The organism is Primorskyibacter sp. S87 (assembly GCF_049801055.1).
Classification (GTDB): Bacteria; Pseudomonadota; Alphaproteobacteria; order Rhodobacterales; family Rhodobacteraceae; genus JBNAGF01.
Genome location: NZ_JBNAGF010000005.1, coordinates 89,550 through 110,418, shown reverse-complemented (window position 1 = coordinate 110,418; position 20,869 = coordinate 89,550). Strand labels below are relative to the sequence as shown.

General features: G+C 60.3%; 21 protein-coding genes. 5 read left to right on the top strand and 16 right to left on the bottom strand.

The window, feature by feature from the left end; all coding sequences use genetic code 11:
* Positions 1-2 precede the first annotated feature (2 nt).
* Complete coding sequence (locus ACP15U_RS10555; protein ID WP_425045110.1) at positions 3-935, top strand: 2-hydroxyacid dehydrogenase; 933 nt, start codon at positions 3-5, stop codon at positions 933-935.
* Between the two features lie 47 nt (positions 936-982).
* Here ACP15U_RS10555 and ACP15U_RS10550 read toward each other — a convergent pair whose 3' ends face one another.
* The 13 genes from ACP15U_RS10550 to ACP15U_RS10490 all read right to left on the bottom strand — a co-directional run bounded on the left by ACP15U_RS10550 (position 983) and on the right by ACP15U_RS10490 (position 15,135).
* Positions 983-2,050, bottom strand: a complete 1,068-nt coding sequence (locus tag ACP15U_RS10550) for a DUF1513 domain-containing protein (RefSeq protein WP_425045109.1) — start codon at positions 2,048-2,050, stop codon at positions 983-985.
* A gap of 1 nt (position 2,051) precedes the next feature.
* Positions 2,052-3,056: an imelysin family protein gene (locus ACP15U_RS10545; protein ID WP_425045108.1), complete on the bottom strand. Its 1,005-nt coding sequence runs from the start codon at positions 3,054-3,056 to the stop codon at positions 2,052-2,054.
* On the bottom strand, positions 3,056-4,552 hold the full coding sequence (locus ACP15U_RS10540) for a di-heme oxidoredictase family protein (protein ID WP_425045107.1): 1,497 nt from the start codon (positions 4,550-4,552) through the stop codon (positions 3,056-3,058). The genes ACP15U_RS10545 and ACP15U_RS10540 overlap by 1 nt, the downstream gene beginning before the upstream one ends.
* Before the next feature lie 222 nt (positions 4,553-4,774).
* Positions 4,775-6,037, bottom strand: a complete 1,263-nt coding sequence (locus ACP15U_RS10535) for an imelysin family protein (RefSeq protein WP_425045106.1) — start codon at positions 6,035-6,037, stop codon at positions 4,775-4,777.
* A 163-nt stretch (positions 6,038-6,200) separates the two neighbouring features.
* Entirely contained in the window at positions 6,201-6,971 is a 771-nt protein-coding gene (locus tag ACP15U_RS10530; protein ID WP_425045105.1) for a LamB/YcsF family protein, read from the bottom strand.
* A gap of 3 nt (positions 6,972-6,974) precedes the next feature.
* Positions 6,975-7,985 carry a biotin-dependent carboxyltransferase family protein gene (locus ACP15U_RS10525; protein WP_425045104.1) on the bottom strand — a complete coding sequence of 337 codons (1,011 nt, stop codon included), beginning with the start codon at positions 7,983-7,985 and terminating at the stop codon, positions 6,975-6,977.
* Positions 7,982-8,734 (bottom strand): 5-oxoprolinase subunit B family protein, encoded by a 753-nt coding sequence (locus ACP15U_RS10520; RefSeq protein ID WP_425045103.1) that lies wholly within the window; start codon positions 8,732-8,734, stop codon positions 7,982-7,984. Before ACP15U_RS10520 ends, ACP15U_RS10525 begins: the two co-directional genes overlap by 4 nt.
* Positions 8,721-9,647, bottom strand: a complete 927-nt coding sequence (locus ACP15U_RS10515; protein WP_425045102.1) for a hypothetical protein — start codon at positions 9,645-9,647, stop codon at positions 8,721-8,723. The genes ACP15U_RS10520 and ACP15U_RS10515 overlap by 14 nt, the downstream gene beginning before the upstream one ends.
* Positions 9,648-9,752: 105 nt before the next feature.
* Positions 9,753-11,069, bottom strand: a complete 1,317-nt coding sequence (locus ACP15U_RS10510) for a TRAP transporter large permease (RefSeq protein ID WP_425045101.1) — start codon at positions 11,067-11,069, stop codon at positions 9,753-9,755.
* 3 nt (positions 11,070-11,072) lie between these two features.
* Entirely contained in the window at positions 11,073-11,597 is a 525-nt protein-coding gene (locus ACP15U_RS10505) for a TRAP transporter small permease (RefSeq protein WP_425045100.1), read from the bottom strand.
* Between the two features lie 130 nt (positions 11,598-11,727).
* Entirely contained in the window at positions 11,728-12,705 is a 978-nt protein-coding gene (locus tag ACP15U_RS10500; RefSeq protein ID WP_425045099.1) for a TRAP transporter substrate-binding protein, read from the bottom strand.
* Between the two features lie 28 nt (positions 12,706-12,733).
* Positions 12,734-14,008 (bottom strand): NAD(P)/FAD-dependent oxidoreductase, encoded by a 1,275-nt coding sequence (locus ACP15U_RS10495; protein WP_425045098.1) that lies wholly within the window; start codon positions 14,006-14,008, stop codon positions 12,734-12,736.
* Positions 14,005-15,135: an enolase C-terminal domain-like protein gene (locus ACP15U_RS10490; protein ID WP_425045097.1), complete on the bottom strand. Its 1,131-nt coding sequence runs from the start codon at positions 15,133-15,135 to the stop codon at positions 14,005-14,007. The genes ACP15U_RS10495 and ACP15U_RS10490 overlap by 4 nt, the downstream gene beginning before the upstream one ends.
* Positions 15,136-15,235: 100 nt before the next feature.
* On the opposite strand from ACP15U_RS10490, the gene ACP15U_RS10485 reads away from it, so the two are divergent.
* Positions 15,236-16,180, top strand: coding sequence for a LysR substrate-binding domain-containing protein (locus ACP15U_RS10485; RefSeq protein ID WP_425045096.1), 945 nt, complete (start codon positions 15,236-15,238; stop codon positions 16,178-16,180).
* Here the strand turns inward: ACP15U_RS10485 and yidD are convergent.
* From yidD to rpmH, 3 genes are read right to left on the bottom strand one after another with little or no spacing between them, the layout of a single operon-like run.
* Positions 16,126-16,380, bottom strand: a complete 255-nt coding sequence (gene yidD / locus ACP15U_RS10480; protein WP_425045095.1) for a membrane protein insertion efficiency factor YidD — start codon at positions 16,378-16,380, stop codon at positions 16,126-16,128. The two genes, ACP15U_RS10485 and yidD, sit on opposite strands and share 55 nt — an antisense overlap.
* Positions 16,377-16,838, bottom strand: coding sequence for a ribonuclease P protein component (gene rnpA, locus ACP15U_RS10475; RefSeq protein ID WP_425045094.1), 462 nt, complete (start codon positions 16,836-16,838; stop codon positions 16,377-16,379). The genes yidD and rnpA overlap by 4 nt, the downstream gene beginning before the upstream one ends.
* A 37-nt stretch (positions 16,839-16,875) precedes the next feature.
* Entirely contained in the window at positions 16,876-17,010 is a 135-nt protein-coding gene (rpmH, locus tag ACP15U_RS10470; RefSeq protein ID WP_072775959.1) for a 50S ribosomal protein L34, read from the bottom strand.
* A gap of 303 nt (positions 17,011-17,313) precedes the next feature.
* Here rpmH and ACP15U_RS10465 point away from each other — a divergent pair, with 303 nt between their 5' ends.
* Genes ACP15U_RS10465 through ACP15U_RS10455 form a run of 3 tightly spaced genes read left to right on the top strand, consistent with a single transcriptional unit; the run spans position 17,314 to position 20,868 of the window.
* Complete coding sequence (locus ACP15U_RS10465; RefSeq protein WP_425045282.1) at positions 17,314-18,045, top strand: TVP38/TMEM64 family protein; 732 nt, start codon at positions 17,314-17,316, stop codon at positions 18,043-18,045.
* A 3-nt stretch (positions 18,046-18,048) separates the two neighbouring features.
* Entirely contained in the window at positions 18,049-19,467 is a 1,419-nt protein-coding gene (locus ACP15U_RS10460; RefSeq protein WP_425045093.1) for a dihydrolipoyl dehydrogenase family protein, read from the top strand.
* Positions 19,468-19,482: 15 nt separating this feature from the next.
* Entirely contained in the window at positions 19,483-20,868 is a 1,386-nt protein-coding gene (locus ACP15U_RS10455) for a sensor histidine kinase (RefSeq protein ID WP_425045092.1), read from the top strand.
* Position 20,869: the final 1 nt, after the last annotated feature.

Sequence of the window (20,869 nt, the reverse complement as noted above, 5' to 3'; positions counted from 1 at the left end):
CCATGCCCGTCAATGTGCTGTTTTCCGCCCGACCCGCAATCTGGCCGGACTATGAGCCGCTCTTGCGCCGCTATTTCACCGAGGCGGGACTGGACGTGGTTCTTGCCACTGACCTGTCCGCCGCCGAGGTGGATTATGTGGTCTACGCGCCCAGTTCGGGGCTGCATGATTTCACGCCCTTCACCCGGCTCAAAGCTATTCTCAGTCTGTGGGCCGGTGTCGAAAGCATAACCGGAAATCCAACCCTCAAGGTGCCGCTGGCACGGATGGTCGACCATGGTCTGACCCAAGGGATGACCGAATGGGTCACCGGGCACGTGTTGCGCCACCACCTCGGTATGGATGCCCATATCGTTAACCCCGACCATCTCTGGCAACCCGCGCCGCCACCGCTGGCAAGCGACCGCCGGGTCACGATTCTGGGCCTTGGCGCGTTGGGTGCAGCATCCGCACAAGCGCTGGCAAATCTGGGGTTCAGGGTAACGGGTTGGAGCCGCCGTGCCAAAGACATCCCCGGCATCACCTGCCTGAACGGTCAGGCGGGTCTCGACGAGGCCCTGAAGAGTGCCGAGATCATCGTGCTGCTACTTCCGGACACCCCGGCAACGGAAAACACCCTGAACGCGGACAGGTTGGCATTGCCAGCTCCGGGCGCATTCGTGATCAATCCCGGCCGCGGACCGTTGATCGACGACGAGGCCCTGCTGGCTGCGCTGGACAGTGGCCAGATCGGCCATGCCACGCTGGACGTGTTCCGGGTAGAGCCGCTGCCATCGGACCACCCGTACTGGGCCCATCCGAAGGTCACCGTGACCCCACACATCTCGTCAGAGACCAGACCGGTGACTGCCGCACAGGTGATCGTCGAAAATATCCGTCGCGGCGAGGCCGGCGAAGCTCTGCTGCATCTGGTTGACCGGGAAACCGGTTACTAGGCTCCGGGCGGGATCGGCGTCAGGCGCTGAAACTCGGCGTAGAGGCGTCAGGTGATCCCGACAAGGTGGTTATCCCAGCGGATCCCGGAAGCGATGCTGCCGATTTCCCCAATCATGCCGAACCGCAGCAATTCGCCCGCTCCGGTGGATGCAGCAAACCCCGCGCCACGCCGGCACAGACCGCAGATATCAGCGCGTTTGACAATACGATGCAATTCGCCAGAAGCCGCATCATACAGTTCAACCCGACCGCCACGGGGCGAGGACACGCCGACAATCGAACCATCACCAGAGAAGGCAACACTGCCACCATAACCGTGCATCGGTCGGCTGCTTCCAATGGCTCGCAGCGCCTTACCACGGCGATGAAGCGCGAGCACCGGAGGTGCATTGTGACGTTCGCCCTGCCACTGAAGCGCAACACCAACAAGACCGTCTTCTCGAACATCCAGATGGCGGATCGAGTTCTTGTGCCGATCAGGATCAAAGCTGACCTGTTCAAGGACCTCGCCCGTGCGGCTCAGATAACTCAGGTTGGGCCGCATATCCGGCAGATTCAGTTTGGCGCGGCCGGTATCGGGATGGGTTTCGATCCCTCCATTGGCAACGACCAGCACATCGCCTCCGGGCATAAGGCGGATGTCGTGGGGGCCAATGCCACCCGAAGGAAACTCGGCCACGCGGCGATACACTGCATCTGTCTTCCAGACGCCGATCACCCCCTGCCCGGCCTCATAATCGTTCTCGGATGTAAACAGCCAGTCGCCGTCTGCCGAGAAGCAACCGTGACCATAGAAATGGCGGCCATTCGGGCTGGAAAGTTCCGTCAGGACCGCACCGTTCCGACAGTCGAGAACCAAGGCAAACCTGCCCGGTCGGCGGGCAAAGGCCACCGCTTCCGGACGTTGAGGATGGGCGCAGGCCGCATGCCCCCGGGCCGGGATCGGATGCCGAAACAGGATTGCCCCGGCTTCATCCAGACCGAACAGATAGTTCTGACCATCCACCGTCTGACCTGCCGTCAGGAAATCCGGAGCCCCGGCATCGGCCCAGCTGCTGCGTGGTGCCATCCCCGCAGCCATCATCCCGGCCAGAAATTTTCGACGCGAGGGCATCTCAGTCGCCATCCAGCGAATTGAACCCGGCAGCGACGCCGAGCGAGGGACCCAGTCGGGACTGGGCGATCTGGCGGATTTCGTTGATGCGTTGCTGCAGCGCCTCAACCCGTATTCGACCCGTTGGCGTCGCCACTCCGGCAAAGACGGGATCATCAAGCGCTTCGGCCTCTTCCAGCGCGCGCCGGAATGCGGCATCCAAGTCCCGGGTAAGATCCGTATCGCCCTCAGCCAACGCTGTGGCCAGATCCTGCAATGCGATGACCGAGATCACAACATGGGCCAGAGACTGCCCCGACCGCCGGGCTTCGGCGCGCTTGGGGCGAGGTTTGTCAATTGACCCCAGCGGCCTTCCCAAACGAAGATCGGCATTGATTTGCAGGCCGGTCAGCACAGCCTTGAACAGTTCCTGCGTGGCTTCTTCTATAGTTTGGTATGGCCCGTCGGGTGTCGGGTTTCGCAGCAGGTCGGCGTGGCTTGTGGCCCATTCGTCCGCGATCGCCCCCGCAATCCGGGCCGCGTTTGCCGCAATTGCCCGGACCATCGCACAGCGACAGGCCGGATCGCCCAGCTCCTTCATTCGGGCGTCGAACAGCATGTATTCCAGCGCATAAAGACCCTGCACCGCGACCGAGACCTGCGAAAAACTGTCCGGATCATCAATCACCGGATCGGCTGCGCTCAGCAATGCAGCTAGGGTCTTGGACGTTTGGGCGCGCGGCTCGGGCCAAAAGGCCAGCGCAAAGCCGCGATTGTCTTTCTCGACCGGACCAAAGCGCAGGTGACTGATGCGCGTCCAGTCTGCAAACGCTGACAGGAACGCGGTTTGGAGAGTTTCTGACCCGGGATCGCAATCCGCCTGCGCAGCGGCGTCCAGCGCGGTGGTCGACGTTGCCAGGGCCGCCATATCCGGCAGAATCTGCGTTTCGATGATGCTGTCGACCCGGTCTGCATGGGCGACAGGCGCAACAAGAACAAGGGCGGCGGTCAGAATGACCCGGATCATCACAGGCTCTCCAGAAAGCGGATCAGAGCCGCGCGATCTGTAGGAGGCATCGCAATCACCGTCGCGCGGTGCGGGGCCGCCTCTCCGCCATGCCACAGAACGGCCTCCAGCAGCGACCGCGCACGTCCGTCGTGCAGAAAACGGGTATGGTCGCTGACCTGCCCGGTGCGTCCGATACCCCAAAGTGGTGCGGTGCGCCATTCTGTCGACGCGATGTTGCCGGACAAGTCCCTGTCAGCCAATCCCGGCCCCATGTCATGAAGCAACAGATCAGAATAGGGCCAGATCAGCTGAAAGCTTTGTTCGGGCTGTCCCGGAAGGCGATGCGTCACAAATTTAGGCGTATGGCAGGCAATGCATCCCGTCTCGTAGAATACGGCTTTGCCGCGCAGCACCTGCGGGTCTCCGATTGCTTCGCGGGCCGGGACGGCGAGGTTTCTGCCGTAGAAGGTCACAAGCTCCAGCGCCTCTCGGTCCAATTCCTGCTCCCGCTCATCTCCATCGCCGTGCGGAGCGGACCGGCAACCCCGCTGGACAATGCTGCAATCCCCCCACGGGTCCGGCAATAGCGGTGTGGAAATCCCGATATCCATTGCAAACGCCGATGCAGTCTGGTCGATCAGCGTTGCGATCTCGGATCGCCAGCCAAAGCGACCGGGCATCATCCGCTGCTGGTCATCGGACCAGACAAGCGGCGCCCGGCCAGAGATGGCGTCTCCGTCCAAGTCGTCCGGGTCGGCGGCGGACAGAATTTCCCCGGTTGGTATCGCCTCCAGCAGACCTAGCCCGATCATTGGCGGCGCAATTCGTGGGCTCAGAACTGTTTCCGGGGAAAGCTGTCCGTGCCCCGGTCCGTGAATTTCATAAGCGGGGATTTGAAGACGGGCCGTTTCACCACCTGACAGAGTAATGATTTCCTCGGTATAGGCCACGGTCAACCGGCCTTCGGAAGCATGCCCCGGTAACCCGAATTCCTGAACCTGGCGTCCGTAGACGGGGTGCGGCCGATAGGTGCCGGCACCCGATGGCAGGCTGACCCGGGCCACCATCGAAAGGGCGCTGTCGTCTGGCCCCTCCGGGGGATGCCCGCGGCCGTCGCGAATATGGCAACTCTGGCAGGCGCGCGCGTTGAACAACGGCCCCAGCCCGTCAGATGCTTTGGTCGACGATGGCGCAGACACCCAGAGCTTTTCGAACAGCGCCTTGCCGAGCTGGAAGTCCAGCTCGCGCTCGAACTCCATGTTGGCCGAGGGTTGAGAAAATGCGTCCGCGTCATCGCGCGCCGGAATCGTCGCGGCCCCTGCCGGCAGATCCTCGAACGGTTCCGGAACAGAAAAATCGGTGGCCGCCCGGGTCACAGCGACGGTTCGGGATGCCTCATCTTCTGTGCGGGGCAATGGAAACAGATGATCGTCCCGAACCTGCGCGGCCGCCGTCGCCGCGCCCCAGAGCGCGAAGATCATCAGAACCGGAAATGACCGATCAGGGCAAATCATCTTTAGCTGCCTTTGCTCAACCAAGCCGGGAATGCCGCGGCCCACCGCCACCGCAGGGTATTATCCACCAGTACAAGGAAAAACCAGTGCAATCTGGCCGGAAAATTTCAGCCCTGAAGGTTCATTCCGGCTCCACTGTGAGCCTGTTTTTTTACACGGCAAGTTTTGAGATGCCCCGGTGCCGAGACTTGGTTTCGGGCAAAGCACCGGGGATGTGATCGCTTACTGGAACACCGCCGACGGGTTATCAAGACTGTCGGAGCCTTCGACCTCAAGCTCGTCAAGGCCCAGCGCGACAACGATACGCTGGATAGTCCGTGTCTGGTCGGTCAATGCGGTGACCCCGGCCATGATCAGCGCTTCGCCTCCAGCGTTTCCGCGTTCCAGCATCTGGTCATAGGCGAAACCGGCCTCGGCCGCCGTTTTGATCCGGCCAAGATTGCGCATGGTCTCCGAAAGCTTTGTAATCATTTCAACGTCCAGATCGGAATCGACCGACGCCACCAGTTCGGACAACGAGGGGCCGCTGACAATCTCGCCATTCACCCGGACATAGGTGCCTAGATAGACGTTCTGGATCCCCAATCCGTCATAGTAATGGCTGTTGTGGGTGTTGTCCGAGAAGCAATCATGCTCTTCTTCGGCATCATTGAGCATAAGCCCCAGGCGCATCCGCTCGCCGGCCTGTTCGCCGTAGGACAGCGAACCCATGCCGGTCAGAATTGCCGTCAACCCGACGCTCTCATCCTCGGTTACGGCCTTGCGCGCGGCGCCGTCCCCGGCCCACTGCTCCGAGATCCAGTCGAGATCGGACACCAGTAGGGTTGTCGTCGCCTTCAGGTAGTCACCGCGACGGTCGCAATTGCCACCGGTGCAATCATCGCCGGTTGCATAATCGGTCCAGGGCCGGTTGCCCGCCCCGGTTCCGTGTCCATTCAGGTCTTGCCCCCAAAGCAGGAACTCGATGGCGTGATAGCCCGTGGCAACATTGGCTTCGACCTCATCCGCCTCGTGCAGCGTTTCAGCCAGAAGCTCCGGCGTTATTTCGGTGGCATCGATCTGCTTTCCGGACAGCTCAAAAACAGGATTTGCGATAACGTTCAGAACGGCAAGTTCGTTGTCGTCAGTCGGTCCGCCATATGATCCATCGACATAGTCGATCAGGCCTTCGTCCAACGGCCATGCGTTTACCTTGCCCTCCCAATCATCGACGATTGGGTTGCCAAAGCGAAATACCTCGGACTGCTGGTAAGGCACACGCGCTTTCAGCCATGCAGCACGGGCTGCGTGAAGTGCCTCGGCCGAAGGCGCAGCCAGCAGAATATCCACAGCCGCTTCAAGATCGCGGGCGGTTGCGGCGCTATCTTGATATGTCGCCTGGGCTATATCTGCATAGGTGTTCAGCACCTCGGCCCGTTCGACTGCCAGTGCAGACGTGCCAAATGCGGCGCCCAATGCCGATGTCCAAAACAGTCGTGATTTCATCCAACTCGTCCTTGTCAGTATCCGTAGGCCGGGCAGCAGGCAGCCAACCCGATAAACCAATCGCCTCCGTTTCCACATCGGAAAGGAACACGGGGATTACATGACTAAAAAACTCAGGAACGTCAATCCGACAAATTTTGTCAGATTAAAATTGTAGCCGACCCTAAACAGTGCCGCTAGGAAACTTGGCCACTTCGACGCCGCCGCCTTCAAGACAGGTGCGAACGGAAGCGGCGATCTGAACAGCAGTTGGTGTATCCCCGTGCAGGCAGATCGTGTCTATCGAGGTTTCCAGGCGCTTGCCGCTTTCGGTGATGATCGCACCCTCCTGCACCATGTTCAGAATGCGTGGGCCTGCCACGTCAGGGTCGTGGATCACGGCCCCGGGCAGAGAGCGATCCACCAGCGTGCCGTCGTCATTGTAGGCACGATCGGCAAAGATCTCGCCGACCCAGTTGCAGCCAAGCTGACGCGCCGCCGCCTCTTGTCTGGTGACGGCTAGGACCATGATGATGATATCCGGATCCACGTCCAGCGCACCGCGATAACAGGCAAGCGCCATTTCCTCATCGACCGAGCACATGTTGGCCAGCGCTCCATGCAGTTTCAGGTGGCGAACGCGCGTACCAAGCGCCGCCGCCATTCCCTGGGCCGCACCCAGTTGGAAACGCACCAGATTGCGCAGGGTATCGAGCGGCACTTTCATGTTCCGTCTGCCAAATCCCTGAAGATCCGGGAACCCCGGATGCGCTCCGATCCCGACGCCATTCTCGGCGGCAAGGGCCATGGTCCGAGCCATGACATCGGGATCGCCGGCATGAAACCCGCAGGCAATGTTGGCCGACGTAATGATCCTGAGCAGGCTTTCATCGTCGCCCATTTTCCAAGGTCCAAAACTCTCACCCATATCGGCGTTAAGATCCACACTCGGCATGGTTCAATCTCCCGGTTCGGTGGCAGAGATCACTCCGCCTACTAATTGGTAGGACAGCAGGTCCGGCATGTCGTTTGGATCACGCACCTGCGGCTCGGGTCGGCCCGGTAGCTTAACAAGATCCCGCTGAAAGGCTTCGTGCAGGGTCAGGGCATCAGGCAACGAGACAAATCGAAAGCGGATCTGGGCGCCCGGCTGCGCCTGCGCCGCACGCGGAATATCGCAAGGCAGCACCGTGGCAATCCGGGGATATCCTCCTGTTGTCTGGCATTCAGGCAGCAGAATGAACGGATTCCCCGTCCCGGTCATCTGGATGTCACCGGGCGTGATGACCTCGGAAAGAATGTTGAGCTGTCCGGACGCCGAAAACCCTTCGCCATCGCTTTCCAGCTGCATGCCCATCCGGTTTGCACGCGGACCGCGCCGGAAAATCGTCTCCTCAAACCGGGCCAGCGTATCGGGGCTGAAAAGTCCGGTCTGAAAACTCTTCAACACGCGCAAGGTGCCGCCCGAGAACCGATCGTCGACAGGCAGCATCATCCCGATGCGGTCCCCTCCGTCAGGAAGGGTCGGTAGTATGTCTCCTTGCTGCACGACCGTTCCCAGATGGGCGGCGAGATGGGTGGACCGGGAGTGCAACATCTCGGCAACGCCGACTCCTCCGCCCAGATGCAGGTAGCCGTAACTGCCCCGCCGGACGGCCCCGATGGTCAATCGCTGACCCTTTCCAAGCATATGAGATGTATTCCAGACCACCGGGACAGCATCGATACTGGCCAGCATCGGCGCGCCAGTCAGGGCAATGCGAGTGTCCTGCAACGCTTCGAATGATCCGCCCATACCGGCCATTTCCAACGCGGCAAGCCCCGGATCCTGACCGAGAAGAGTCGCGCCCTCGTGCAACGCCAGCAGATCGGCAGCACCGGACCGTGACAGACCCTGGTCAAGAAAACCCTCTCGCCCCATGTCCTGCACGGTACATGCCGGTCCTATGTCGAGGACGCGCAAGCTCATGCCGGGATCTCCTGAACCTCTGCACCACCATTTCCGTCAGTGGCAGACCTGCGGATGCGCGCAAACTCGGCTGGGGATACCGACTCGAACAGCATCTCGTCACCCGGGTTCAAGGGAAAGGCGTGATCCTGTTCCGGGCGAAAGCAGCGAAACGCGGTCTGCCCCACATGCCGCCAGCCCGTAGGTGTTGGGCCGGAAAACAGGACAAACTGGGAAATTGCCAGCACAAGCGCCCCTTCGGGCACCATCGGCGTCAGCTCTTTGAGCCGTGGAATGTTAAACTCGGCACCCAACGGGCCGAGATAGGGCTGTCCGGGCGCAAAACCGATGGTCAGAACCCGGACGCGGGACTGCCCCAGACGGTTCACGGCCTCTTCGACGGAAAGACCGGCAGCTTGGGCTGCATCCTCCAGTTGCGGTGCCAGATCGGTTCCGTAAACGGTGGGCACGCGCCACAGGCGTCGACCTGCCGGTAAGGACGCCTCGTACCAGTTGCGCTCTCCCAACAGATCGCGCAGCCGCGTTTCGATTTCGGAGTGCGGAACGCGTAGCGGATCGAACCGCAGGTAGGCCGATGCCAGCGACGTGGAGGTTTCCGAGACCGCACTCCAGCCCGCCGCCTGCACAGCCCCGCGAAACGCCAGCGCAGCCCTGTTGGCAGGTTCTGTCATCTGGTCGGAAAAGGTCACCAGCATTCCGTCCAGCCCGACATGCCGCACAAGCGGAAAGCGATGATCAGCCTGCGTCATAGAACCTCCGCAACAATGTCGGAGTCAGATACATCGGGAACTGATAACAGCCAAGGAAGATCAACAAGGGGTCGGATGTCTCTGGCGGCAATGCCACGAAGAACAATGCGAAATTCCGGTTTCCCGCGACGATCGCGGTTGGAACGGCATCAGGCTGCCCGCCCGCCCGCAGGATCAAGTAGGTTGCAATCTGCAGGCCAAAGTTGACGGCAAAGGCTGCCGCAAGCCAAAAGGCCAAATTGGACGGATCCTGTTCATAAGCCGGACGCACGGCCGACATCAGGCCCACGACGATAACGGCCAGGGCGATGGCGGTCAGCCCGTCGGTGGCCCGCCTGCCCCGTTCGCCAAGCCGTGGAAAACCCCAGTGACGCAATGCGAAACCCATCAGAGCTGCCGCCAATATGACGACCAGCAGTCGAGCCGCCGCAACGAGAACCGCGTCGAGCGCCCCAAACTGGGGCAACTGGGCGAAGATCGGGATGCAGGTCAGCGGCAGAGCGGCAGTGCCAAGGATCAGCAACCGCAGCGCCGGCGCCGGATCATGCCCCAGCAGAATGGAAAAATTGGCGGCTCCGGTCACCGACGGAGCAGCAAGCATCAGTGTTACCGCCAGAGCAAGCGGGGTGAACGGAAGGCCCGCGACACCGATGCCGGCCACGAACAGCAAAGGCAAGGCCAGTTGCAGCGCGACTACCGTGACCGAAGTGCGTGCAACTGCGGCGACGTTGTCCACAGTTTCCCGCGGACCAATGCGGAATGCTGTCAGAAAAAGTAAAATCGCCACCATCTGAGGGATCCACGGCCGCAAGGCCGTTGCCAATCCCGGCAATGCGATCCCGGCAACGAGGCCGGCGATCAGAACCAGCTTGCCATGTCGGGCAACGAACAATAGAGGCCCGAGCCCCGTCATGTCTGCACTGGTCCCGGAGATCCGGACAGTGGGACAGCGGCCCGACCCTGTCCGGCACGGGGCACAAAACCTATGATCTTGTCATGTGTCGGGCGCATCTCCGCCCTACCCGCCTCCGGGCGCCTGCCGGATATTGTCGGGGAGCCATGTAGCGATTTCGGGGAAGGTGATAAGCACAAAAACCATCAGCACCATAATGAGGAACATCGGGAAGGCGGCCCGGGCAATGAAGCCCATTTCATGGTGGGTCATGCCTTGCAGCACGAACAGGTTGAACCCGATCGGCGGCGTGATCTGCGCCATCTCGACCACGACCACGATGAAGATGCCGAACCAGATCAGGTCAATCCCGGCTTCGCGCACCATCGGCTCGACGACGGCCATGGTCAGCACAACCGAGGATATCCCGTCAAGGAACATTCCCAGAATGATATAGAACACGAGCAGAACCATCAGCAGCTGGAACTTTGTCAGCTCAAGCTGCGCAATCAGGTCGGCCAGCCCACGCGGTAATCCGGTGAACCCCATCGACAGCGACAGAAAGGCTGCGCCGGCGAGGATCAGGGCAATCATCGCACTTGTGCGCGTGGCCCCCATCAGGCTTTCGGTGAAACTCTGCCAGCTGAGCGAACCCTGAGAAGCGGCGAGGACCAAGCCGCCAATCACGCCGAAGGCAGCGGCCTCGGTCGCGGTGGCATAACCCAGATACATCGACCCGATCACGACAAGGATCAGGCAGATCACGGGTAGCAGAAAGCGCGAATTCGCAATGCGCTGGCCAAAAGTCAGGGGCGGTTCCGGGGCCGGATTCCAATCGCGGGACACCCGGCTTTTGATGGCGACATAGGCCATGAACATGGCGGCCAGAACCAGGCCAGGCAGGATCCCGGCAAAGAACAGCTTTGAAATGCTTTCATTGATCGTCACGCCATAAACGATGAGGGTCAACGAAGGCGGAATCATAAGACCCAGCGTCGCCGCCCCCGCCAAGGTTCCGATGATCATCGGCTCGGGATATTTCCGTTTGCGTAGTTCGGGGATCGACATTTTCCCGACTGTCGTGAGCGTTGCCGCCGAAGAGCCCGACACCGCTGCGAACACCGTGCAACCCACGATGTTGGTATGCACGAGCCCGCCGGGCAACCGCGCCATCCACGGAGCCAGACCGCGGAACATGTCTTCGGAGAGGCGGGTCCGATACAGGATCTCTCCCATCCAGATAAACAGCGGCAGCGCCGTCAGGGTCCACGAGGACGACGCCGTCCAGATTGTTGTCAGCATCACGTCGCCAACCGGCCGGGTCGTGAATAGCTCCATCCCGACCCAGGCTACGCCCATCAGGGCCAGTCCAACCCAGACGCCAGTGCCGAGCAATAGGAACAATACGAAGAGAAACAGAGTAATAATCGAGAAGTCTTCCATGTCTCACTCCCCAAAGCTCTGATCGACGAGATCGCGGCGGATCCGATGATCCCCCTTGAAAATTAGGCTAAGAAGATTGTCCGTCAGCGCGATCGCAAAAATGATCGCCCCCAGAAGCATCACCGATTGCGGGATCCACAGTGCGGTCCGGTCCTGCCCTTGGCTAATATCGTTGAACTTCCAGGACCAGTAGACGAATTTTCTACCATACCAGACAAAGTACCATGCGATTGCCGAACCGACGGCAAAGCACCAGATGTTCAGGATCCGGTTTGCTGCGGGGCCAACCGCATTGAGCAGGATCGACACCCGGATATGAGCGCCCCGGTTCAATGCGTTGGCAAACGCAAGAAACGACGCCGCAGCCATCGCATAACCCGCGTAGTCGGGCGCTCCGGGAAACACTTCGCCTGTCCACCGGGCGACCATCTGCACCACGATCAGGGCCAGAATAGTGATAAGGCACAAGGCAGCAAGGATTCCTGAGCCCAAGTAAAGCGCATCCAAGGCGCGCCGCAGCTGTTTCATGACGCTTCCCTTTCCGAGAAACTGGCGTTGCAACGAAGCTCCAGAGCCCCGTATGCGAAGTCCGGATCACACACCCCCGGGAACCTACCCGGAGCCGGTCTGGCTCCGGGTATTGGATCAATTGTGCGAATTACTGGGCAGCCTTGAAGGCATCGACGATGGACTTGCCCTCATCGCCGGCGGCTTCAAGCCACTCGGCTGTCATGGTGGCACCAATCTCCTGCAATTCTCCCTTCATCGTATCGCTGGCTGGGGCCACGTTCATGCCTCCGTCACGCAATCCCTGAAGGGTAAAACCGGTGTATTCCTTGGCCCGCCATGTACCGGCATATTCCGCCATTCCGGCGCATGCGGTGACAACCGCCTTGTTTGCGTCTGAAACACCGGACCAGACCTCGCTGTTCACCATGATGTAGTTGCGCGGCAACCAGGCATCGACCTCATAAAAGTAGTTCAGACTTTCCCAAACCTTGCGGTCATAGCCAGTGGCACCCGAACTGACCATTGAATCGGCCACGCCGGTCGCAAAGGCCTGGCTGATCTCGGCGGCTTCGATGGTGACCGGCAACATCCCTGTCAGCTCGGCCAGCCGCGCCGTTGCGTTGTTGTATGAACGGAACTTGATGCCCTTCATGTCGGCGACCGAGTTCACCTCGTCGCGGAAATACAGCCCCTGCGGTGGCCACGGGACAGAATAAAGCAGCGTCAGGTTCTGCTCTGCGAGCACCTTTTCCAACGCAGGCTTGGCCGCCGTCCAGAGCTTGTCAGCATCATCAAAGGACGTCGCAAGGAACGGGATCGAGTCCACGCCAAAAATTGCATTTTCGTTCTGGTGACCAGACAAAAGACGTTCGCCAATCGGAACCTGCCCTGTCTGGATCGCGCGCTTGATCTGCGCGCCGGGGAATAGCGAACCGGAAGGATGGGTGACGATTTCGATCTCACCCTGCGTTCCGGTGGTGACGCAATTCGCAAATTCCGCACCCGTCACCGAATGAAAATTGGAGCCGGAATAGGCCATCGGCATATCCCATTTCTCTGCCATTGCAGGCATTGCCGTGGTCGCGGTCAGGGCCGTGGCGGCCATCAATTTTGCTAGTTTCTTCATCTTGTTCTCCCTGGTTTGGTATTTTAGTTCAGCGGCTCTTTTTATTTCCGGCCTTCGTGTAGCGTGCCGGTGAATAGACGTTTAGGTCAACATTCGGTGTGCGGCCCGAAATCAGCTGAGCCACGATCCGGCCTGTTTTTGGACCTCCGGTCAGCCCGACATGGTGATGACCGAAGGCGGTAAATGCGCCTCTGAGATGGGGCAGTTCTCCGATCACGGGGATCGAGTCTGCGGGCGCCGGGCGGTGGCCGAGCCATTCCGTGACATGGCTGGCCCGCAGCTGCGGAAAAACGGCGGCCGCATTTCTGCGCAGCAGATCCAGTGGTGCATCCGAGGCGCCAGCCTCGAGCCCGCCGAATTCCACCACGCCCGCCAACCGCAAACGGCCTTCCATCGGCGTCGCAACAAACTTCCGAGCCGCCACCATAACCGGTGATCTCGGCATGACGGACGGCTCCCAGAATTCAAGGTGATAACCTCTCTCGGATTCCAGCGGGACATCCAGCCCGAGCTTTTTGGTCAGCCCGCCCGACCAGACTCCGGCGGCGATCACTGCGGCATCGCAGGCTATGGTCTGCCCCCCTGCGCGAACCCCGGTCACCTGACCGTTCTCCCGAACCAGATCCTCGACGTCGGCGCGGATCACCTTGCCGCCCTGTGCCTCCAGATGCTTCGCAAGATCCTTTACGTATCGTCCGGGATCGGTGATCCGTCCGTGATCCTTCAGACGCGCAGCAAAGGTCAGATCCTCGGCAAAAACCGGGTCGTAATCGCGAAACGCCGCCGCTTCCAACTCATCCCAGACAAAGCCGTTCTTACGCCTAAGATCCCAGCCAAACCCGTCTTCGGTATAGTGCGCCCGGTCATTGTAGATGAAAAGGTAATCGGACGGGACGATCCACTTTTCAGCCCCTGTTCCGTTCGCCAAAGCCAGATGATCATTCAGGCTGTCTCCGACGATGGGCGTCAGCGCCGCGGCCGTTCTGGCCGCATCCTCGGCATTCGCGCGACGCATATACTTTAGCAGCCACGGCATCAGGCGCGGCAGATATCCCCAGCGCAGGAACAGCGGTTGATCCTTGCCGAGCAACATCTTCGGTGCCTTCAGCATGAGACCGGGCGTCGTGACCGGCACCACCGAGCAACTGGCAAGAATGCCTCCATTGCCATAAGAAGTGCCTTCGGCTGGACCTTCCCTATCGATCAGGATCACCTTAAGACCATCCCGCTGAAGCCATATCGCCGTGGATACCCCGACGATCCCGGCCCCGACGATGGCGACGGTTTTGGGGTCCTCAATCATGCGGCGGCCCTGTGCTGCGAATAGTGATTGATCCGGTCGACGTCCGGGACCGGGCCAAGACCGGGCCCATCCGGCACGATTACCTGTCCGTTATGGATCTCGAACGGCGATTGCAGGATGTCTTCTTTGAGAAAATACTTGGCTTGGTAAAATTCGCAGCCCAGCGTGATTTCGGGCGTGGACGCGATCATATGCGTGCCGGCAAGATGCGCCAAACCAGCCTCGAACATGTCTCCGCCATAGGCCGTCAAACCATTGGCCGCGGCGATCCGGGCAACCGTCTGGGCGCGAGACAAACCACCGGACTTCATTATCTTGACCGAAACGCCGTCGCAGATTCCTTCGCGCGCGGCGCGGATCATATCCTCGGGGCCAAACACACTTTCGTCGGCCAGCAAAGGCACGCTGATCAGATCCCTGAGTCGGGCCATCATGTCGAAATGATAATGGCGCACAGGCTGCTCGATGAAATCGGGTTCGAACTCCGCCACATCCCTGACCTGTGAAATGGCCTGTTCAATCCCGAGGCCCTGATTGTAATCCACGCGTACGCGAAACTCCGGAAAATCCTGAGCAATCCGCTCCAGCCGCATGATGTCAAATGCATGGTCCCGGAACCCGGTCTTGACTTTGATCAGCCCGACCTTGTCGGCCCTTAGCCTCTCCAGCAACGCAACGTCGGCCGCGAAATCTGGGTTTGCAATGGAGCAGCTGAGCGGGATCGCATCGCGGCACTTGCCGCCCAAGAGCGCCCAGACCGGCAGGCTCGAGATACGACCCGCGAGGTCAAGCAAAGCCGTTTCCAGCGCCGCCTTTGCCTCTGTGCAATGTGCGACGGCACGGTCGGCATCGGCCATGATCGCTGTCCGGTCGCCGACCCTCCGCCCTGTCACCAACGGCCGAAGATAGCGATCGAGCGCAGCAAAGCTGGCCTCGGGCGTGCCTGTGAAAACCGACCACGGAGAGGCCTCGCCCCAACCCTGGGTGCCGCTCTCGGCCGTCAACCGAAGGACAACGACCTCGCACGAACCTTCGACACGGCCGATCCCGTGGTCGCGGGCGGATACCACCGGCAGTGACAGATGCCACAGATCGAACCCTGTAATGGTCTGCAAAAGTTCCGACATCGCGCTTCCCTCGTGACGCAACGGAAGTGTGCGAAAGCGGAGCCATCATTTCAAATACTAAGATTTTCCCCCAGCATCATTTTTTGTGATACATGTCGGCATGGCATCGAACTTTCGACAATATCAGGCGTTCCACGCCATCATTGATACCGGAACAGTCACCGGGGCCGCAGAACTTCTGGGCGTATCGCAGCCGGCCATCTCGAACCTGCTAGCGCAACTGGAACGGTCCACCCGGCTGAACCTGTTTGAGCGCAACCGCGGACGGCTGGTCCCCACACCCGAGGCGATTGTGCTCTATGAGGAAATCGACACGGTCGTGCGGGGCCTCGACCATGTCAATCAGGCCGTGGTGGACTTGCAGAACCAGAAAGCAGGCCAGTTGCAGGTCGCCACCAATCACGCGATGGCTTTTGGCTTCATGCCGGGCGAAATCCGGAAGTTCGCGGCGGACAAGCCGAATCTGACCATTGCCTTTCAGTCTCAGTATTCGGCGAAAGTTCAGGAATGGGTTATGGCCGGGCTGTTCGAGATCGGAATCTGCGAGTTGCCGGTGCGCCATGACGGGCTGGATCAGCAGCCTTTCTTCTTCGAGATCATGTGTGCGTTGCCCGAAGATAGCCCTCTGGCAGACCACGAGGTGCTGACGCCCGAGCATCTGGATGGCTTCCCGTTCATTGTCATGGGGGGCGACCACATGGTGAACCGCAGGGCCAGAGAGGCGTTTCACGCAGTCGGAGCGCATCTGCGCATTCGCTGCCAGACGGACCTGTTCCGGAACTCGCTGAACATGGTGAAACAAGGGCTCGGCGCCACGTTGGTTGACCCTTTCAACCTGTCAAGTGACGACGGGCGCGGCTATGTCCTGCGCCGGTTCCGTCCGCAGATCCTTCTGGATATCGCCATCGTTACCGCGAGGGGGCGGCCGCTTTCGGCAATCGGTGCGAATTTCATGGCTCAGGTGGCGCGGAACATGGAAAAAATGGCGGTTCAGTCTCGCCCGTCTGGGTCATCCGGCGCATCGGGGTTGGGAACCGGATCATAGCCATCTCCCCCCAAGGGATGGCATCTGCCGATCCGTTTGGCCGCCAACCACGAGCCTTTGAGTGCGCCGTGTTTCTCCAACGCCTCGAGCGCATAGGCCGAACAGGTTGGCTGATACCGGCAATTGAATCCAACCCAAGGCGAAAAGATCAACCGATAAGCGCGCACAGGCAGAGCCACGATATGCGCCAGCAGGTTCATCTGCGATCGGCCTTTCGGTTCTTGTTTGAATGCAGTTTGCGCAACGCGTAGCGTAAATCGTCCAGCATCAGCTCGAATGGACGTGCTGCCGTCTTGTCCCGCGCGCCAATGAGCACATAGTCCCAGCCATCGTGGCCAAGTTCGGGCAGGACAATTCGCGCGGCTGCGCGCAAACGCCGCTTGCTCCGGTTGCGGGCCACCGCGTTGCCGACCTTTTTGGAACAGGTAAAACCGACGCGAATACCGCTCGCCTCGCCATCATTTCGGAGTCTGGCCTGAACCAGCATCGAGGCCGCTCCCTGCCGGCGCGCCCTGGCGGCCTTGAGAAAATCGGGCCGTTTGGCAAGGGTAGAGATCTGGGTCGGGGCCGTCTGCGCATCAGGCGCGCAAACGGACGCCGCCGGGGGCGAATTCCCCTGGTTGGCCTTGCCATCCATGGGAGCCTCCGGCGGCGTCATGTTCGTTTAGATCGCAGTGGCGCGGGCCGACTGACGCTTAGGCGCTCAGCGACTTGCGGCCGCGGGCGCGGCGTGCGTTCAGGATCTTGCGTCCGGCTTTGGTGGCCATACGCGAACGGAAACCGTGGCGGCGTTTGCGAACCAGGTTAGAAGGCTGAAAGGTGCGTTTCATCGCTCCGTCTCCAATTTCTTGCGGTCGGGTTCGGCGCGGATTCGCCTGCCCGTGGTGTTCGAAGCCCGTCCTCTACTGCCTGCCGGGCGGTAAGTCAAACCCTGTCCGGCGAATTTCACCGGGTTTTGCAACAAAATACGCGATCGGCCAGTGGAAAGGTTTCAATTTCATTGTGGAGTGCCGGATTCCCTCACGAAACACAATGACATGATCAAGGCCGCGTGAAGACCCTGTTGCTTTACCTCTGTCCGGCGCATCTTGGACCACAGGATGGACAGCAACCAAGACGAAACACGAAACCGGATGGCCGAGACAACCGACAACTCAGGGCGCAGCTCCACTCGCCACCTGCCCTTGATTGTGATTCTCTGCGTCGCCGTCATCGGGGCATTTACGCTGCGGGACTTCCTCAGCTTTGAGACCCTGCGCGACAACCGGGAGGCACTGCTTGCCTACAGAGATGCCCATTTCCTGGGTATGGTGGTGGCTTTCGTCGGGGCATACATTCTGATTGTGATCTTTTCGTTGCCGGGCGCGGCCGTATTCTCGATGGCCGGAGGGTTTCTCTTCGGCCTTGCACTGGGGACCGTTCTCAACATCACATCTGCCACGATCGGGGCAGCAATCATCTTTCTCGCCGCCCGGGCAGGATTGGGAGAATCCATGTCGGCGCGCCTGGAGGCGTCGGAAGGCACGATCAAAAAACTCAAGACGGCCTTACACGAAAACGAGATTCCGGTGCTGTTCCTGTTGCGGCTGGTGCCGGTAGTGCCATTTTTTGCCGCCAACCTGGTTCCCGCGCTGGTTGGCGTCAGTTTTCGGAACTATCTGCTGACGACGGCGATTGGCATCATCCCCGGCGGTATCGTCTTTACCTGGATCGGCGTGGGGCTGGGTGAAGTGTTTGACCGCGGCGGAACCCCGGACTTGTCGCTGCTGCGAGAGCCATATGTGATCGGGCCGATCATCGGGCTATGTATACTCGCAGCGCTTCCATTGGTCATTAGGGCCGTCCGCGGCAGAAAAGAGATCTGATCCATGAACCGGATAAAAACCGACATCCTGGTAATCGGAGCCGGGTCAGGTGGCTTGTCGGTCGCCGCAGGCGCAAGCCAGATGGGAGCAGACGTGACCCTGCTGGAAGGTCACGAGATGGGTGGCGATTGCCTGAATTTCGGCTGTGTTCCTTCCAAAGCGCTGATTGCCAGCGGGAAAGCCGCCCATGCACAGGCCAGTTCCGCGCCGTTCGGCGTGACCAATGTGGCACCGAACGTGGACTACGCCGCCGCAAAGGATCATGTTCATGACGTGATCGCACAGATTGCCCCCGTCGATAGCCAGGAACGGTTTGAAAGCCTGGGCGTGCGCGTCATACGAGAATACGGAACTTTCCTATCCCGGACCGAAGTTCAGGCCGGCGACCACGTGATTTCGGCCCGCCGCATCGTAATCGCGACCGGGTCTTCGCCGCTGGTTCCACCCATTCCCGGTTTGGAGGATGTGCCGTTCGAGACAAACGAGACCATTTTCGAGCTGCGGGAAAAACCTGGACATCTGCTGATTGTCGGAGGCGGCCCCATCGGCATCGAAATGGCCCAGGCGCACGTCCGGCTGGGCTGCAAGGTGACGGTGATCGAGGGTGAAAGGGCGATGGGTAAGGATGACCCCGAAGCCGTAAAGGCCGTGCTCGATACTCTCCGCGACGAAGGCGTGGAAATCGCCGAAGGCGCAATGGTCGCGAGAATTCTGGGTTCAGCCGGTGCAATTGAGATCGAAACGGCTGATGGCCGCAGCTTCGTCGGCAGTCACCTCTTAATGGCAGTGGGGCGCAAACCCAACATCGAACGGTTGAACCTCGCAGCCGCTGGCATCGAGACCACGCCAGTTGGTATCAGGGTCGATGACGGGCTGCGCACAACCAACCGCAGGATCTATGCAATTGGCGACGTGGCAGGTGGGATGCAGTTCACCCACATGGCGGGATACCACGCCGGTGTCATCATTCGCTCTGCCCTGTTCGGCCTGCCCTCGACCATCCGCACGGCACATATCCCGTGGGCCACCTATACAGAGCCAGAGCTTTCGCAGGTCGGAATGACCGACGTGCAGGCACGTGAGGCGCATGGCGATAAGTTGGAAATCGTCCGTTTCGACTACGCCCATAACGACCGCGCCATTGCCGAACGCAAGACCAAGGGCTTCATCAAGGTCATGGTTGTTCGCGGCCGCCCGGTCGGGGCCACAATTGTCGGGCATCAGGCAGGCGAATTGGCGAATTTGTGGTCACTTGCACTCGCCAATAAGCTGAAGATGAGTCAGATTGCAGCCATGGTCTCGCCCTACCCGACGATTGGTGAAATCAACAAGCGCGCCGCTGGAGCATATTTTTCTCCGCGGCTTTTTGAGAGTGACATGGTGAAACGTGCGGTCAGGTTCGTTCAACGCTGGCTCCCCTGATCGGAAAAGGACAAGATGCTGAATTCGCTTTCTGGCCGCTTTCTGATCCTGACGACCGTGTTCGTCATGCTGGCCGAAGTGCTGATCTTTGTCCCTTCGATCGCGCGCTTTCGCGAAGACTACTTGCTGAACCGGCTGGAACGGGCGCAGATCGCTTCGTTGGCATTGCTGGCCGATGACATGTTGGGCGAGGCGCTTGAGGCTGAACTGCTGGCAAATGCGGGCGTGTTTAACGTGGTGCTGCGGCGGGACGAGATCCGGCAGCTGATGCTGGCTTCACCGATTCCGGGGCAGATCTCAGGCACATATGATCTGCGTGACGCGCCCGCCTGGGTGCTGATCCGCGATGCAATGGTGCGGCTGTCCACTCCGGGAAATGCGATTATCCGGGTCATCGGGGAACCGGTTCGTGATGCCGGCCTGCTGATCGAAGTCACCATGGAAACTGAACCGCTGCGGATGGCGATGATCGACTACGGTCTTCGGATCCTGATGCTGTCGCTGGTTATCTCGGTAATAACGGCAGGCCTGCTGTTTCTTGCGGTCCGGGCATTTCTGGTGCGTCCGATCAAGGGCGTTGTCGGCTACATGCAACGCTATGCTCAGGCGCCCGAGGACGGGCGGGGAATCATCGAGCCGAGTGCAGGCGTGCGTGAATTGAGAGAGGCAGAGGAAGCTCTGCAAATGCTGCAGATTGATCTGACCCACGCATTGAAACAGCGCGAAAGATTGGCGCAGCTGGGCGAGGCCGTGGCCAAGGTCAGCCATGACCTGCGCAACATCCTGACATCGGCTCAACTCTTTACCGACCGGATCGAAAGCAGCGAGGACCCGCTCGTTCGCCGTCTGGCGCCAAAACTGGTCAATTCGATCACCCGCGCTGTGTCGCTTTGTGAAAGCACGCTGGCCTTCGGTCGCGCCGAAGAACCCGCGCCGACACTGACGATGGTCAGGCTGCACGATCTGGTGGTCGATGTCGTCGCCTCGGAGCGGCTGGCATTAACGTCGAACGACGTGGAGATCGTCAGTACCGTCCCCGAAGATCTGGTTCTGCGCGCCGACCCCGAGCAGCTGTTTCGGGTCATCCTAAACCTTGTGCGAAATGGTCGTCAGGCGCTGGCAGCCACTGGCAAGCCCGGTTCGGTTTCCGTTCATGCCAGCGATGAAGACGATAATTGGCGAATTGTGGTCGCCGACACCGGCCCCGGCTTGCCCACGAAAACTCAGGAACATCTTTTTGCTCCGTTTCAGGGCACAGTGCGCAAAGGCGGGACCGGTTTGGGCCTCGCAATCTCAGCCGAACTGGTCCGAGGCCACGGCGGCACCCTGACGCTGAAAGAAACCGGCCCCGAGGGAACTCGCTTTGAAATCCTGCTTCCCAAAGGCGATGGAACGATTTGAG

Coding starts and splice junctions, on each gene's coding strand:
- ACP15U_RS10555 (WP_425045110.1), top strand. CDS start 3: ATGCCCGTCAATGTGCTGTTTTCCGCCCGACCCGCAATCTGGCCGGAC.
- ACP15U_RS10550 (WP_425045109.1), bottom strand. CDS start 2,050: ATGCCCTCGCGTCGAAAATTTCTGGCCGGGATGATGGCTGCGGGGATG.
- ACP15U_RS10545 (WP_425045108.1), bottom strand. CDS start 3,056: ATGATCCGGGTCATTCTGACCGCCGCCCTTGTTCTTGTTGCGCCTGTC.
- ACP15U_RS10540 (WP_425045107.1), bottom strand. CDS start 4,552: ATGATTTGCCCTGATCGGTCATTTCCGGTTCTGATGATCTTCGCGCTC.
- ACP15U_RS10535 (WP_425045106.1), bottom strand. CDS start 6,037: ATGAAATCACGACTGTTTTGGACATCGGCATTGGGCGCCGCATTTGGC.
- ACP15U_RS10530 (WP_425045105.1), bottom strand. CDS start 6,971: ATGCCGAGTGTGGATCTTAACGCCGATATGGGTGAGAGTTTTGGACCT.
- ACP15U_RS10525 (WP_425045104.1), bottom strand. CDS start 7,985: ATGAGCTTGCGCGTCCTCGACATAGGACCGGCATGTACCGTGCAGGAC.
- ACP15U_RS10520 (WP_425045103.1), bottom strand. CDS start 8,734: ATGACGCAGGCTGATCATCGCTTTCCGCTTGTGCGGCATGTCGGGCTG.
- ACP15U_RS10515 (WP_425045102.1), bottom strand. CDS start 9,647: ATGACGGGGCTCGGGCCTCTATTGTTCGTTGCCCGACATGGCAAGCTG.
- ACP15U_RS10510 (WP_425045101.1), bottom strand. CDS start 11,069: ATGGAAGACTTCTCGATTATTACTCTGTTTCTCTTCGTATTGTTCCTA.
- ACP15U_RS10505 (WP_425045100.1), bottom strand. CDS start 11,597: ATGAAACAGCTGCGGCGCGCCTTGGATGCGCTTTACTTGGGCTCAGGA.
- ACP15U_RS10500 (WP_425045099.1), bottom strand. CDS start 12,705: ATGAAGAAACTAGCAAAATTGATGGCCGCCACGGCCCTGACCGCGACC.
- ACP15U_RS10495 (WP_425045098.1), bottom strand. CDS start 14,008: ATGATTGAGGACCCCAAAACCGTCGCCATCGTCGGGGCCGGGATCGTC.
- ACP15U_RS10490 (WP_425045097.1), bottom strand. CDS start 15,135: ATGTCGGAACTTTTGCAGACCATTACAGGGTTCGATCTGTGGCATCTG.
- ACP15U_RS10485 (WP_425045096.1), top strand. CDS start 15,236: ATGGCATCGAACTTTCGACAATATCAGGCGTTCCACGCCATCATTGAT.
- yidD (WP_425045095.1), bottom strand. CDS start 16,380: ATGAACCTGCTGGCGCATATCGTGGCTCTGCCTGTGCGCGCTTATCGG.
- rnpA (WP_425045094.1), bottom strand. CDS start 16,838: ATGACGCCGCCGGAGGCTCCCATGGATGGCAAGGCCAACCAGGGGAAT.
- rpmH (WP_072775959.1), bottom strand. CDS start 17,010: ATGAAACGCACCTTTCAGCCTTCTAACCTGGTTCGCAAACGCCGCCAC.
- ACP15U_RS10465 (WP_425045282.1), top strand. CDS start 17,314: ATGGCCGAGACAACCGACAACTCAGGGCGCAGCTCCACTCGCCACCTG.
- ACP15U_RS10460 (WP_425045093.1), top strand. CDS start 18,049: ATGAACCGGATAAAAACCGACATCCTGGTAATCGGAGCCGGGTCAGGT.
- ACP15U_RS10455 (WP_425045092.1), top strand. CDS start 19,483: ATGCTGAATTCGCTTTCTGGCCGCTTTCTGATCCTGACGACCGTGTTC.